At 65.7% G+C, this 14,138-nt stretch carries 14 protein-coding genes; 9 read left to right on the top strand and 5 right to left on the bottom strand.

Annotated elements, in window-relative coordinates:
- Positions 1–49 precede the first annotated feature (49 nt).
- Together A5724_RS11675 and A5724_RS11670 are read left to right on the top strand one after the other, a co-directional pair.
- Positions 50–1,411: an SRPBCC family protein gene (locus A5724_RS11675; RefSeq protein WP_067801271.1), complete on the top strand. Its 1,362-nt coding sequence runs from the start codon at positions 50–52 to the stop codon at positions 1,409–1,411.
- On the top strand, positions 1,405–3,069 hold the full coding sequence (locus A5724_RS11670; protein ID WP_067801075.1) for an FAD-binding protein: 1,665 nt from the start codon (positions 1,405–1,407) through the stop codon (positions 3,067–3,069). The genes A5724_RS11675 and A5724_RS11670 overlap by 7 nt, the downstream gene beginning before the upstream one ends.
- A 60-nt stretch (positions 3,070–3,129) precedes the next feature.
- Here A5724_RS11670 and A5724_RS11665 read toward each other — a convergent pair whose 3' ends face one another.
- From A5724_RS11665 to A5724_RS11650, 4 genes are read right to left on the bottom strand one after another with little or no spacing between them, the layout of a single operon-like run.
- On the bottom strand, positions 3,130–3,963 hold the full coding sequence (locus A5724_RS11665; protein ID WP_067801268.1) for an enoyl-CoA hydratase-related protein: 834 nt from the start codon (positions 3,961–3,963) through the stop codon (positions 3,130–3,132).
- A 14-nt stretch (positions 3,964–3,977) separates the two neighbouring features.
- Positions 3,978–5,198: a CaiB/BaiF CoA-transferase family protein gene (locus tag A5724_RS11660; protein ID WP_067801072.1), complete on the bottom strand. Its 1,221-nt coding sequence runs from the start codon at positions 5,196–5,198 to the stop codon at positions 3,978–3,980.
- Positions 5,195–6,259 carry an acyl-CoA dehydrogenase family protein gene (locus A5724_RS11655; RefSeq protein ID WP_067801068.1) on the bottom strand — a complete coding sequence of 355 codons (1,065 nt, stop codon included), beginning with the start codon at positions 6,257–6,259 and terminating at the stop codon, positions 5,195–5,197. The genes A5724_RS11660 and A5724_RS11655 overlap by 4 nt, the downstream gene beginning before the upstream one ends.
- The gene (locus tag A5724_RS11650) at positions 6,256–7,389 is read right to left on the bottom strand and encodes an acyl-CoA dehydrogenase family protein (protein ID WP_067801065.1); all 1,134 of its coding nucleotides are present in this window, start codon (positions 7,387–7,389) and stop codon (positions 6,256–6,258) included. The genes A5724_RS11655 and A5724_RS11650 overlap by 4 nt, the downstream gene beginning before the upstream one ends.
- Positions 7,390–7,545: 156 nt before the next feature.
- On the opposite strand from A5724_RS11650, the gene A5724_RS11645 reads away from it, so the two are divergent.
- Genes A5724_RS11645 through A5724_RS11625 form a run of 6 tightly spaced genes read left to right on the top strand, consistent with a single transcriptional unit; the run spans position 7,546 to position 11,473 of the window.
- Positions 7,546–8,412, top strand: a complete 867-nt coding sequence (locus tag A5724_RS11645) for a mycofactocin-coupled SDR family oxidoreductase (RefSeq protein WP_067801062.1) — start codon at positions 7,546–7,548, stop codon at positions 8,410–8,412.
- A 2-nt stretch (positions 8,413–8,414) separates the two neighbouring features.
- Positions 8,415–8,723 (top strand): DUF4286 family protein, encoded by a 309-nt coding sequence (locus tag A5724_RS11640; RefSeq protein WP_067801265.1) that lies wholly within the window; start codon positions 8,415–8,417, stop codon positions 8,721–8,723.
- Positions 8,720–8,884, top strand: a complete 165-nt coding sequence (locus tag A5724_RS33710; protein ID WP_156752232.1) for a hypothetical protein — start codon at positions 8,720–8,722, stop codon at positions 8,882–8,884. The genes A5724_RS11640 and A5724_RS33710 overlap by 4 nt, the downstream gene beginning before the upstream one ends.
- Positions 8,877–9,113 carry a lipoyl domain-containing protein gene (locus tag A5724_RS11635; RefSeq protein ID WP_067801058.1) on the top strand — a complete coding sequence of 79 codons (237 nt, stop codon included), beginning with the start codon at positions 8,877–8,879 and terminating at the stop codon, positions 9,111–9,113. Before A5724_RS33710 ends, A5724_RS11635 begins: the two co-directional genes overlap by 8 nt.
- An 8-nt stretch (positions 9,114–9,121) precedes the next feature.
- Positions 9,122–9,988 carry an enoyl-CoA hydratase/isomerase family protein gene (locus tag A5724_RS11630; RefSeq protein ID WP_067801048.1) on the top strand — a complete coding sequence of 289 codons (867 nt, stop codon included), beginning with the start codon at positions 9,122–9,124 and terminating at the stop codon, positions 9,986–9,988.
- Complete coding sequence (locus A5724_RS11625; protein WP_067801045.1) at positions 9,989–11,473, top strand: AMP-binding protein; 1,485 nt, start codon at positions 9,989–9,991, stop codon at positions 11,471–11,473.
- Here the strand turns inward: A5724_RS11625 and fadD1 are convergent.
- On the bottom strand, positions 11,440–13,035 hold the full coding sequence (gene fadD1, locus A5724_RS11620) for a fatty-acid--CoA ligase FadD1 (RefSeq protein ID WP_067801042.1): 1,596 nt from the start codon (positions 13,033–13,035) through the stop codon (positions 11,440–11,442). The two genes, A5724_RS11625 and fadD1, sit on opposite strands and share 34 nt — an antisense overlap.
- A 35-nt stretch (positions 13,036–13,070) precedes the next feature.
- Here fadD1 and A5724_RS11615 point away from each other — a divergent pair, with 35 nt between their 5' ends.
- Positions 13,071–14,135 (top strand): amidohydrolase family protein, encoded by a 1,065-nt coding sequence (locus A5724_RS11615; protein WP_067801039.1) that lies wholly within the window; start codon positions 13,071–13,073, stop codon positions 14,133–14,135.
- Positions 14,136–14,138: the final 3 nt, after the last annotated feature.

Here is a 14,138-nt window from a genome sequence, read left to right as displayed (position 1 = left end):
AACTTGCTATTTTTACTAAGATACGAGCTCGCACCAAAGGGTGATGTCGTTGACCGAAGTGGACTGGACACCGTTTCGGATTCCGTGGGCGGTGCAGACGGTGGATCGGATCCCCAAACAGCGCTACTACGACTGCGAGTTCTATGCGCTCGAAGCGGAGTTGTTCTGGCCGCGCGTGTGGCAGATGGCATGCCGACTCGAAGAGATACCGTCGAGCGGCGACTTCGTCGAGTACGAAATCCTCGACCAGTCCGTCATCGTGGTGCGAGTCGGCGATGACAATGTCCGCGCGTTTCACAACTCGTGTCGTCATCGCGGGATGAAGATCGTCGAAGGCTGCGGGTCGCGCCGCAACTTCGTCTGCCCGTTCCACGGGTGGTGCTGGAGCCTCGACGGGGCCAATACCTTCGTCCTGCGGCCCGAGATCTTTGGCGAAAGCAACCTGCAGGCAACCGATCTCGCGTTGGTTTCGGTGCGGTGCGAGCTGTGGGGTGGCTGTGCGTGGATCAACCTCGACGACGACGCGCCGCCGTTGCGGGAGTGCATCGAGCCGTTCGCGTCCCGCCATGACGAGTGGAACGTCGGCGCGCTGCGCACCGAATGGTGGAAATCGTGCCTGCTACCGGTCAATTGGAAGCTGGCGACAGAAGCCTTCATGGAGGGGTATCACGTCCCGCAGACCCACCCGCAGTTGCTGCCGTCGTCGCATCGCCCCGACGACTCGCCGGTGCACCCGCTCATCGAGACCAGTTTGCATTTCATGCGCACGCTGGGTTCCGGCATGGGCGGCATGACCCATGAGAACGACGTGCGGATCGCCGAAGGGCTGCAGAACATGTCGCTGCCCGACGACCCCGCCGCGGCGATGGCGACCTGGCGCGGCGCGGTCAACGACGCGGTCACGGCGTGGCACCGGGCCCGCGGATGTGACTTTCCGGATCTCAATGACCTGGATCGTCGCGGGGTGATCGACCCGATCGGGTTCTGCTTCCCGCACTACTTCATCCTGCCGCAATACAGCAGCGCCTCGTCGTATCGCATCCGGCCGCTGGGACCTGAACAGACGCTCTTCGAGATCTGGTCGCTCACCCGTTATCCGAACGATCGCTCGCCGGGTAAGCCGACACCGCCGCAACCGTTGCCGCCCGACGACCCCAGCTGGCCGACCATCCCGGCTCAAGACTTCTCGAATCTGCCGCGCCAACAAAAAGGCCTGCACGCCCGGGGATTTGACTTCATGCGCCTGTCGACTCAGGTGGAAGGACTGATCTCGAACTTCGAGCGGGTGATCGACGCCTTCCTCGCCGGGGTGCCCCACGACCAACTTGTCCGCGCGATCCAGAAGACGAACACGACCATCGACGTGCCCATCGCCGACCTCGGGCTGTCGGAGCGGGCGCGCGCATGGTGATGTGGGACAAGTCCGTCGACCTTCTCATTGCGGGCAGCGGTGGCGGCGGGATGGTCGCTGCGTTGGTTGCTGTCGACTCGGGGCTCGAACCGCTCGTCGTCGAGAAGCAGGACCTCATCGGCGGAGCCACCGGGATGTCGGGCGGCATGGTGTGGCTGCCGAACAACCCGTTGATGGTCGCCGACGGAATACCCGATTCGCATGACGACGGGATGGCCTACTTCGACGCCGTCGTCGGGGACATCGGGGAAGCGTCGTCGATCGCGCGCCGCGAGATGTTCCTGACCGCGGGCCACCAGATGATCGAGTTTCTGCTCGGCAGGGGCGTACGCCTCGTGCGGTGCCCCGGTTACACCGACTACTATCCGAATCACAAGGGCGGCAACGCAGTCGGCCGCTCGGTCGAGGGCATTCCCTACGACGCGGCAGCGTTGGGCACCTGGAGCGACAAGGTCCAGACGATGGACAAGAACTGGAACCGCGGATTCGTGGTGAAGACCAGCGAATTGCGCTCGGTGCAGTACTTCAACCGGTCTCCGCGCGCGTTCGGCATCGCGATGAGGGTATTCCTGCGGACCTGGGCCGCAAGGCTGCGTCGCCGCACGATGCTCACCAACGGAGCGTCGATCATCGGTCAGATCCTCGAGGCGCTCATCAGCGAGAGCGGCGAACCGCCGGTGTGGACGAGCACCGCGATGGACGATCTGATCGTCGAGGGCGGTCGCGTCGTCGGCGCCAGGGTCACTCGCGACGGCACGCCTGTGCACATCGAAGCGCGGCAGGGTGTCCTGCTCGCGGCGGGCGGGTTCAGCCGTAACGCCGACATGCGCCGCCAGTACAGCGGTGACCAGCCCAACGAAGCGAAGTGGTCGCTGTCCAACGCGGGCGACACAGGGGAAGTGCTGCAGACGGCGATGCGGTTGGGTGCCAAGACCGACCTGCTGGACGAGGCGTGGTGGCTGCCTTCGGTTTTCGTCGCAGACCCCCGCGCCCGCGCGCTCGGGCAGGGCAGGCAGCGACCGGGCGCCATCTACGTCGACGGCACCGGCAGGAGGTTCTGCAACGAGTCGAACTCCTACGTGGAGGTCGGCAAGGCGATGTACGCCGCCAAGGCCGTCCCGTGTTGGCAGATATGCGACGAAGGGTTTGTGCGACGGTATGTTTCAGGCGCCAATCCGCTGCAGAGGCGTCGGTTGCCCGAAGAGGTGATCGAGTCCGGTGCTGTCGTGCGGGGGTACACGCTGGCGGACCTCGCACACCAGATCGACGTCCCCGCTGAAACTTTGGAGCGGACAGTGGCGCGCTTCAACGAGTTCGCGGCCAAGGGTCTGGATCCCGACTTCGGGCGAGGCCAGTCCGCATACAACATCTGCCTTGGCGATCCGGGGCACAAACCGAACGCCGCGCTGGGGGCGATCGATCGTCCGCCGTTCTACGCCGCCAGGGTCTTCCCGGCCGACGTCGGCACATGCGGGGGAGTGATCACCAATGAGCACGCGCAGGTGCTCGACCGCGACGACCGGGTGATCGACGGGCTGTATGCGACGGGGAACATCACCGCCACCGTGATGGGCCGGCACTATCTCGGTGCAGGCGGCAGCATCGCCAACACGATGGTGTTCGGCTATGTGGCCGCCCGTCACGCGGCAGGGGGCTGACTTTTCCGCGCGAGCAGACGCAAAACCGCCTTGAGAACCGCCCCGGGAAAATAGGCAGGTTCAGGTCTGCTCGCGCTCGAGGAAGTCCTTGGGGTTCAAGCCGGATTGCATGAGTTCGGCGCGGCGGGCCTGCACATCGGACGCCGCGCCGACCATGTTGGTCAGGATGTGGCTCACTTGCAGGTGCACCCGCATACCCATCAACTCCCACGCCCGCTTCACGTTGTTCTTCACCGCCATCAGCGTGGTCAGTGGGATCTGGCCGATCTTGCGCGCCATCTCTTCGACGGTGTCCTCGAGCGCGTCGCGCGGCACCACCTTGTTGAGCAGTCCCCAGTCGAGCGCTTCCTGCGCGGAAAGCGTTGGCGCCAAAAGCAACCAGTCCATGGTGCGATGCCAGTTCATCATCAGCCACGGCTCGATCATCGTATGTCCGCCGGGTTCGCCGAGGCTCGGCGCCAGCGGCATCTGGAAGTACGCATCCTCCGATGCGACGCAGAAGTCCGTCAGCAGACCCAGGTAGATGCCGCCGCCCATGCAGTAGCCGTGGATCTGCGAAATGGTCGGCTTCGGGAACTCCCACAGATACAGCGTCGGCCAGAGGAACAGGTCGGCGGTGCCCTTGTACAGATCTTCGAAGGTGTCGCCGAAATCCGGATAGGGGTTCTCGTCAGGACCCCAGCGCGCGACATGCCCGCCGCAGAAGCCTTTACCGTTGGCCTTGAGTATCACGACCTTGATGTCGCGATCGCGGTCGGCCTCCCGTAGGCAGGCGTCGACCTCCTGCACCAGTTGCGCGTCTTTGGTGTTGGCCTTGTCGGGACGGTTCAGGATGATCCGCGCGATCGGTGGCTCGCGCTCGTAGATCACCGATTCCAGGGTGCGCCGCTCGATAGTCACAGGCCCTCCTACAGGATCGCGCCGCTGTCCTTGGCTGCCGAGATGTCGTCCCAGTCCAGATCGAGTTCGAGCAGGATCTCCTCGGTGTGCTGACCGTGTTCTGGAGCGCGCGCCGGACCGGGCGCGGTTTCGTTGAATTGCACTGGGGCAGCGACGATTTGATACTCGACGCCGTTGTCGTCGACGTTGGCGACGGTGAGACCGTTCGGCTTGACCTGGGGATCGTGCAACGTCTCCTTCGGCGTCGCGAGCGCCGCCCACACCCCCGGTTCGTCGGCTAGCGCCTTACGCCAGTACTCCAAATCCTCGCTGGCGATCCGGTCTGCGACGAGCGCACACGCTTCGGCGGCGTTGCCGATCAGGTTGCTCGAGGGCACGAATCGGTCGTCGGTCGCCAGTTCCGGCAGGCCGATCCGCTCGCAGAATCCGGCCCAGAACCGGTCGGGTTGCAGGAAGACCATCTGGATCCACCGGTTGTCCCGCGTCTTGTACCGATTGACCAGCGGGTTGATCGCCACCCCGGGAGGCGCGCCGGGGATGCCGTCGATGTCGAACAGGTCGGCCACCGAGATCGACGGCGCGATGGCCCACATCGCCTGGGCCAGCAGCGACGAGTCGACGACGGAGGGCTCACCGGTGCGCTCGCGGTGAAACAGCGCCGCGCAGACGCCGCCGGCCAACGTGATGCCGCCCTGCAGATCGCCGAAACCGGGGCCCTGCACCGCGGGCGTCTCGGTGCCGAACGGCGTCAACGTATACGCCACCCCGCCGCGGGAAAGGTATGTGGCGGCATCGAATCCGCCCTTGTTGGCATCCGGTCCCCGCACGCCGGTGCCGGTGCCACGGGCGACGATGATGTTCGGGTTGAACGCGCGCACATCGGCGACCGTCAACCGGGCGCGTTCCAGCGCGCCGGGCAACCAGTTGGTCAGGAACACGTCCGCGGTGGCCAGCAGGCGGCCCAGATATTCGCGGCCGGTTTCCGATTTGATGTCGATGGCGATGCTGCGCTTGCCGCGGTTACCGATTTCGAGGATGAAGTCGACGTCGGCGCGCGCGTTCTGCCGGGTGAAGCCCCCGATCACCAGCGCGCGGCCGGGGTCACCGCCCTTCACGTCCTCGACCTTGATGATGTCTGCGCCCCAATCCGCAAGGGCTGCACCGGCAGACGGCACATACGTCCACGACGCCAGTTCGACCACACGGACTCCGCTCAGCACTCGCGTCATCGCAATGCTCTCCCCACTTCTTGCAGATACTTGTCCGGGCCGCCGAGGAATGTGCTCCAACCCAGCAGTCGCTTCAGATAGAAGTGCGCGTCGTGCTCCCAGGTGTAGCCGATGCCACCGAACACTTGAATCGCGGTGTCGGCGACCGCCGCCAGGTTCGAAGCGAACGCCTTGGCGCGCACCGCCGCCAGATGACGCTCCTCGGGGTGCGCGGCGTCGGCCGCCCACAACGCGTGCAGCACACCGCTTCGCGCGAGTTCGACGGTCTCGTACATGTCGACGCACAGGTGCTGGACTGCCTGGAAGCTCCCGATCGGCTGGTCGAACTGCCGCCGCACCTTGGCGTAGTCGACGGCGAGGTTCATCACCGCGGAGGCCGCGCCCAACGCGTCGGCCGCGTTGGCGATCAGCACGTCGTCGACGAGTCCCCGGATGGCGTCGGCCGGTGCGGATGCCACCCGTTGCACGGCCACGCCGTCGAATCGGACGTCGAACAGCTTGCGGGTGGGGTCGATGTGTGACCGCTCGGTCATCGACAACCCCGGCGCCGTGGCGTCGACGGTGAACAGGCCGGTGCCCGAATCGTCCTCGGCCAGCACGAGAATAACGGTGGCGGCGGCCGCGTCGGGCAGCGCCGGGATATCCCCGACGAGGATCGCGCCCTCGACGACCGGGCGCGGGCCCTGCAACGGGCCCACGGTGCCGATGACCGATCCGTCGGCGATGCCGGTCAGCAGCGAGTCGGCCGCGGCACCCGTTCGCGTGAGCGCCCGGGGAGCGGCCACCGCCGTCGACAACCACGGCCCCGGGTGCAGTGCGGCGCCCAGTTCCTCGGCCACCACGCCGGCTTCGACCATCGTCATGCCCGAACCGCCGCATTCCTGCGGCACCAGCACACCGGTCGCACCGAGGTCCGCGAGCGCTCGCCAGGTCTCGGTGGTGATGCCGGTCGGATCGTCGAGCGCCGGCCGCACATGTGTTGCCAGACCGGCTTTTTCGGCCAGGAACCGGTGGAGGGTGTCTCGCAGCGCGGCCTGTTCGTCGGTCAGTTCGAGATTCATGGCCGCGGCAACCCCAGCACCCGTGTCGCGGTGACACCCTTGTTGATCTGCGTGGTACCGCCTGCGATGGTCAACGAGCGCGACGTCAGCCGGTACTCCCGCCACCGTCGGTGGTCACCGAGTACGTCGAAGGCCAACGCGGCGAGGTCCTGGCCGATCTCGGCCCACACGCTCTTGGCCAGGCTGGCTGAACCGAGCGCCTCGCCGCCGTGCAGTGTCGCCGAGATGGACCGCTGACAGAGCACCTCGAGGTACTTGATCCGCACTGCCAGAATGCCAAGCCGTTGCAACGTCGCGGCGTCGTCGAGCAGTTCGGCGGCCGTCAGGTCGGACACCAGATCACGCAACTGCATCTCCAACTGTGCGTACAGTCGCGCTGCCCCGGCCCGCTCGTGGCTCAACGTGGTGGTGGCGACTCGCCAGCCCCCGTTGAGCGGACCGAGCAGCGCGTCGGCGGGCACCCGCACGTCGTTGAAGAACACCTCGGCGAAGTCGGTGGCGCCGTTGATGGTGACCAGCGGGCGCGCCTCGATACCGCGCAGCGTCATGTCGACGATCAGACAGGAGATGCCTTTGTGCTTGGGCGCGTCCGGGTCGGTGCGCACGTACAGCTGGCACCAGTGCGCCCGGTGGCCCAGCGACGTCCACACCTTCTGTCCGTTGACCACATACTCGTCGCCGTCCAACACCGCGCGGGTGCGCAACGAGGCGAGATCCGAGCCCGCCTCGGGTTCCGACATGCCCTGACACCAGATGTCGTCGGCGCGCACCATGCGGGGGAGCAGCTCACGTTTTTGCACCTCGGTGCCGTACTGCATGATCGCAGGCGCAATGTTGTTCATCCCGATCACATTGAGCGGCACCGGCGCTCGCGCACGGGTGGTTTCCTCTGCGTAGGCCAGTTGCTCGAGCACGCCGGCGCCGCGGCCGCCGTACTCCGGTGGCCACGACACCGCGGCCCACCCCGCGTCGGCCAAGGTGGCGTCCCACGCCCGCAAGATGTCGAAGGTTTGCGCGTCACGTGTGCGCCCGCGACCGGCGGCCACCACCTCGTCGGTCAGGTGGGCAGCCAACCAGGCACGAAGCTCCTTGCGGAACTGCTCGACCTCCGGCGGATATGAGAAGTCCACGGCGTCCTGTCGGGATCGATCTGAATTGGTTTCTTTATAATTTTAGGTAGTATAGCCACCGCACCAGATACAGTTGGCTGCAATGTCGCGGCGCCCAAACCGGCTGTGCTGCCGAGTCGTCCGCATGCCGCGAATCATCGCGAGGGAGGACGAGCCATGGGCAGGGTGACCGGCAAGGTGGCGCTGATCAGCGGTGCGGCCCGCGGCCAGGGCCGGTCACACGCGCGGTTGCTGGCCGCTGAGGGCGCCGACATCATCGCCGTGGACATCTGCGAGGACATCGAGACCAACGACTACCCGCTCGCCAGGCCAGAGGATCTCGACGAAACAGCCAGGTTGGTGGAGAAGGAAGGGCAACGCGCCCACACGGAGATCGCCGACGTCCGCGACCGCGCGGCGCTGTCCGCCGCCATCGACCGCGGCGTCGCCGAGTTCGGCGCGCTGGACATCGTGGTCGCCAACGCAGGAATCTGCCCGATGACCGCCGGGCTCCCGCCGCAGGCGTTCGTCGACGCCGTCGACGTCGACCTGCTCGGGGTGATGAACCTGATCCACGCCAGTATCAAGCACCTGCGCCCGGGCGCGTCGATCATCGCGACGGGTTCAGTGGCCGCGTTCATGGCGACGGCGGTCAACACCGCCGGAATGGACGGCGGTCCTGGCGGCGCAGGGTATGCGTTCGCGAAACAGGTTGTCGCGCACTATGTCAACGACCTCGCGCGGACGCTGGCCCCTGAGCAGATCCGGGTCAACGCGATTCACCCGACCAACTGCAATACCGACATGCTGCACAGTCCGCCGATGTACAAGGCGTTCCGGCCCGATCTGGAGAACCCGACCCGAGAGGAAGCCGAAGTCGTCTTCCCGATGCTCCAGGGTTTTCCGATCCCCTACGTCGAGCCGGAAGACATCAGCGAGGCAGTGCTGTTCCTCGCCAGCGACGCCGCCCGATACGTCACCGGCCAGCAGCTGCGGGTCGACGCCGGCGGCTACCTGAAGATCAAGCCATGGTCGGGGGTGTGAGCATGCCCAGGGGGATCATCTACGTGGAAACGATGCCGGCTTCGCCGGACCGCGAAGCGGAATACCACAAGTGGTACAACGAAACCCATCTCGCGCAGATCCTGTCCGTAGACGGCATCGTGTCAGCACGCCGCTTCGCACCCACCAGCGGCGACGGCCCGTTCATCGCGATCTACGAACTTGACTGCGACGACCTCGATGCGGCCGCGAAGCGGATGGGCGAAGTTCATCTGACAGGCATGGACAACATCTCCATGGATCCCAAGCCGGTTCCGCACGTCTACCGCGAGATCGGGTCGCTCGGCCCGTGACGTACCCCGCGGACGTACAACGACGCCTCTACGCGCTGACGGCGTTGATGAAGGGAGCCGACGTGTACTGGCTCGAGGCCCAGCTGTACCCGTCGCCGGCCCGCATCGTGGCGGCCGTGCAGGCCACCCTGCAAGCTTCCGCAGCGGATGCGCATGACTGACTTCGTCATTCGCATTCCACGCGTCTCGGTCGCGGTTTCGGACGCCGAGCTCATCGAATTCCTGGTCGCCGACGGTGCGCGCGTCGAGGAGGGCGCACTGATCTACGTGATCGCGACGGAGAAGGTGGAACAGGAGATCGAGGCCGGTGCATCGGGCACCGTGCAGTGGACCGGACAAGCAGGAACGGCGTACGACATCGGCGCACAGATCGGCGTCATCACGTCATAGGAGAGAGTATGGATCTCAACGAGACCCGCGAACGGATCATCTACGCAAAGAACGGTCCCATCGCGACGATCACGCTGAACTGGCCCGAGAAGGCGAACGCTCAGGACCAGAAGCAGGTCGAGGAGATCGACGACGCACTGCGGGACGCCGACCGCGACTACGACATCAAGGTTCTGGTGATGAAGGCCAACGGCCCCGGGTTCTGCTCGGGGCATGCCATCGGCAACAACGCGGTCGACTATCCGGAGTTCGTCGAAGGTTTCAAGGCCACCGGCATGCCGTGGAAGCCGCAGACCGACTTGTTCGTCAAACCGATCCTGAATCTGTGGGAGTTCTCCAAGCCGACCATCGCGCAGGTGCACGGGTACTGCGTCGGCGGCGGAACCCATTACGGGCTGACCACCGACATCGTCATCGCTTCCGACGACGCGTACTTCTCCTATCCGCCGCTGCAGGGCTTCGGCATGCCGTCCGGTGAATGCTCCATCGAGCCTTGGGTTTTCATGAATTGGCGGCGGGCATCATATTACCTCTACACCGCCGAGACCGTCGACGCGCACAAGGCACTCGAGTACGGCCTCATCAACGAGGTGGTCCAGCGGGAAGAGCTGGACGCGCGGGTGGAGGCCATCGCCCGCCACATCGCCCAGGCTCCGCTGACCACGCTGCTCGCGACCAAGGCCAATATCAAGCGGGCGTGGGAGATGATGGGCATGCGGGTGCACTGGCAGAGCTCCAACGACCTGGTCGCGCTCGCCTCGGTGAGCAGGGACGTACAGGAACTCATCCAGCAGGTGTTCAAGGACAAGATCCTGCCGTCGGAGATGGCGAAGCGGCAGGCGGCCGCGTCGGCCGACGGTAACGGGGCGCCGTAGGTGGACCTCGGCGACCACGCGCTGAGCGCGCCGGAGTCGACTGCGGTGATCGTCGTAGACGGCCCGATCCGTTCGTACGGTGAGCTGTACGAACGAAGTCGGCGGGTGGCTGCGGTGCTGCACGACGCGGGCCTGCGGCGCGGCGATGGGGTCGCGCTGGTGCTGCCGAACCGGGCCGAATTCCTCGAAATCACCTGGGCCTGCCAGCTTTCCGGTCTGTACTACAGCGCGATCAACACGCACTTCACCGCGGATGAGGTGGCCTATGTGATCGCGGACTCCGAAGCCAAGGCGGTGTTTGACTCAGCGGGCACCGGCGTCCGCGTGCGCGTCGGACGTCATGTGCGCGGGTACGAAGACGCGCTGGCGGACGCCGGTGACCCGCCGCCGATCTCGGACGGTTCGGAGATGCTGTACTCGTCGGGCACAACCGGCAGGCCGAAGGCGGTGCGCCGACCGCTGCCCGAGGGTGGCAATGGATCGTGGGCGCAGAAGGTATTGGAGTACAGCCTGATTCAGCGCTACGGTTTGACGCCGTCGAGCGTGTACCTGTCGCCTGCGCCGCTGTACCATGCGGCGGGCGTCAACTACACGATGGCCGTCCACCGGGTCGGCGCTGCCGCGATCGTGATGCCCAGGTTCGACGCCGAAACGGTACTGCGACTGATCCAGACGCATCGCGTCACCCACGCCCAGTTCGTGCCCACCATGTTCGCGCGGATGCTCAAACTGCCGGCCGACGTCCGTGACCGCTACGACGTGTCGAGTCTGCAGTGCGTGATCCACGCGGCGGCGCCCTGCCCAGTGGACGTCAAGCACCGGATGATGAAGTGGTTCGGGCCGATCATCCACGAGTACTACGGCGGCACTGAGGGATTCGCAGGCACAGCAATCGGACCTCAGGAATGGCTCGCCCATCCCGGCTCGGTCGGCAAACCGTTCACCGCTGTACATGTGCTGAGAGATGACGGCACCGAGTGTGCGATCGGCGAGACGGGGGAGTTGTATTTCGAAGGCGGCCCGGCGTTCGAATACTTCAAGGATCCGCAGAAGACGGCGTCGGTGAGCAATGAACACGGTTGGCGATCGCTCGGCGACATGGGTTACCTCGGCGACGACGGTTACCTATATCTCACCGACCGGTCGACGTTCATGATTGTCTCGGGCGGGGTGAACATCTACCCGCAGGAGATGGAGGACCTGCTGGTGATGCATCCCAAGCTCGTCGATGCGGCGGTGATCGGCGTTCCCAACGACGAGTTCGGCGAAGAGGTCAAGGCGGTAGTGCAACCTGCCGACGGGGTGGACGCCGGGCCTGAGTTGGCAGCCGAACTGATCGCCTACTGCAGGGCGCATCTCGCATCGTACAAGTGCCCGCGTACAGTCGATTTCGATTCCCGGTTGCCCCGCGACCCGAACGGCAAGCTCTACAAGAGGCGGATCCGTGAGCGCTACTGGCAGGGTCGGGCGTCGAGGATCGTGTAGCGCGTGCCGCGCGGTTCTCGCACCCACAGTTCACCATCGCCCGCGGTGGTGCCTTGGGCGGCCAACTCGCGTTTGAGGACCTTGTGCGTGGCGGTGGTCGGCAAGTCGGAGGCGATGCGGACATACCGCGGCCAGGCCTTCGGCGACAGGTCCGGTTGCTCGGACAGGAAGTGTTCGAAAGCCTGTGGCGTCAGGGTGGATTCGTCGTGCAGCACCACCGCGGCCATCACCTGATCGCCCACGTTCTCGTCAGGCACCGCGTACACCGCAACGCGGCTGAGGTCGGGCAGCCGGATCAGGATGCGTTCGATCGGTGCCGCCGCCAGGTTCTCCCCGTCCACCCGCATCCAGTCGGCGGTGCGGCCCGCGAGATAGATCCAGCCCTCGGCGTCTCGGTAGGCCAGATCGCCCGACCAGTACATGCCGCCGCGCATGCGTTCCGCCGTGGCCTCTTCGCTGTTGTAGTAGCCGGTGAAGAAACCCGCACCGGACGTGTTGACCAACTCGCCGACGGCTTCGTCGGCGTTGATCAACGCGCCGTCCGCGTCGAAACGCGCGACCGGACATTCGGTACCGGTGTCGGGGTTGTAGATCGCCACACCGGGAAAACCCTTGCCCAGAGAGCCTTTCGGGGTGCCTTCCTCCCTGGTGATGATCACGGCGTTCTCGCTGGAGCCGAAACCGTCCCACACCAGGGTGTCGAACCGGCGCTGGAATTCCTCGATGTCGCGGTCGCTCGCCTCGTTGCCGAAAGCGACGCGAAGCGGGTTGTCCGCGTCGTCGGGTCGTTCCGGGGTGGCCAGAATGTAAGCCAACGGCTTACCCACGTAGTTCATGTAGGTCGCGCCGTAGCGCCGAATGTCGTCCAGAAACCCCGACGCCGAGAACTTCGCCGGTGCCATCGCCGCGCCGGTGGCGATCGCCACGCCCCAGCCCGCGACCAACGCGTTGGAATGGAACAACGGCATCGACAGGTAGCAGGTGTCGGCGGCGGTGACGTCGAACTTCTGCACCAGGTTTGCGCCCGACATCAACACCATGAAGTGCGACACCTTCACCGCCTTGGGGTCACCACTGGTCCCCGAGGTGAAGATCAGCATGAACGGGTCGAGCGCCGCGACCTCGCGGTGCGGCGTGAGTTCGCCGGCGGACTGCACAAGGCGGCCCCACGAGTCAGTGGAGGAGTCGAGTACCGTCACGTCCCCGAGGTCCACCCCGTCGAGCAGTCCGCGGTGCTCTTCATCGGTGACGACGATCTGGCAGTCCGCGCGGCGCACGTCGGCGGCCAGAGCGGCACCGCGTCGGGTGGTGTTCAGCCCGCAGAGCACGTAACCGCCGAGGCCCGCGGCCGCCATCTGGTGCAGGAACTCCGGGGTGTTGCCGAGCAGCACGCCGACATGGACCGGTCGTTGCCGGTCCATCAGGGAAAGCAGCGCGGCGGCGCGTGCCGACGCTTCAGCCAAGTGTTCCCGCCAGGTCCATTGCCGGTCGCCGTACTTCACCGCGATCGCGTCAGAGGCGGCATGTTCTCGGAGCAATTGCTGGATGGTGTCGCGCGGCACCCGTTAGTTTTAGCAAACAGCACGGAAGGTGAAGGATGAGGATCGTCGATGCCGACGGGCACGTAGCAGAGGGGCAGTCGCTGGCGGTCGAGGCGATGCGACGCTGGCCCGAACACGTGGTGCCGCGTGCGGACGGCAGGGCGTTGGTCATCGAGGGTCGCAACTATCCGGAGCCCGACGGGCCAGGCGCCGGGTGTCCGCGTGAGCACGGTTTGAGCAGCGCCGAGGGCATCGACTACACGTCGGCGCAGGGCGTGCTCCGTGACGCCCACCGCGACCACATCGACACGATGGTGCTGTATCCGAGCTTGGGGCTGTGCGCGGCGAGTCTCGAAGACCCGGAATTCGCAGCAGGTTTCGCGCGGCTCTACAACCAGTGGATCGCGGACTACTGCGCGGCGTCCGAAGGACGGTTGCGCGGGGTGGCGGTGACTCCGATCGAGCACGGCGACGTCGCCGTCGACGTGATGCGGGAGGCCAAGGACCTCGGCCTGGTCGCCACCCATATCCCGCCTGCGCTCAAGATACGCAACCTCGACCATCCCGACCTCGACTCGTTCTACTCCGCCGCCGAGGAACTGGATATGCCGTTGGGCATTCACGGCGCACCCGGTATGCACCTTCCCAAGATCGGTGTCGACCGCTTCACGAACTACATCCAAGTGCACTGCATCAGCTTTCCGTTCGACCAGATGACCGCGATGACCGCGATCATCTCCGGCGGAGTTTTCGACCGGCACCCGCGGTTGCGGGTCGCGTTCCTCGAGGCGGGCGTCGGCTGGGTGCCATTCTTCATCGACCGCTTGCACGAGCATTTCGAGAAGCGCGGCGACTGGATCGCCGACGGCTGGAAGCGCGATCCCGGGGAATACCTCCAGGCGGGCAACATCTGGACCACCTGCGAGCCCGAGGAGCCCATCCTGCCCGGGGTCGTCGACGTGCTCGGCGACGACTTCATCATGTTCGCCAGCGATTACCCGCACTGGGACGGCGAATGGCCGGAAAGCACAAAGCATCTGCGCACCCGGCCCGACATCAATGAGGACACCCGCGCGAAGATCGGCGGCGAGAACGCCGAGCGGTTCTACGGCCTCAACTGAGGG

The organism is Mycobacterium sp. ACS1612 (assembly GCF_001667505.1).
Classification (GTDB): Bacteria; Actinomycetota; Actinomycetes; order Mycobacteriales; family Mycobacteriaceae; genus Mycobacterium.
The sequence above is the reverse complement of the archived record's forward strand: the minus strand, read 5'-3'. Positions and strand labels throughout refer to the sequence as shown.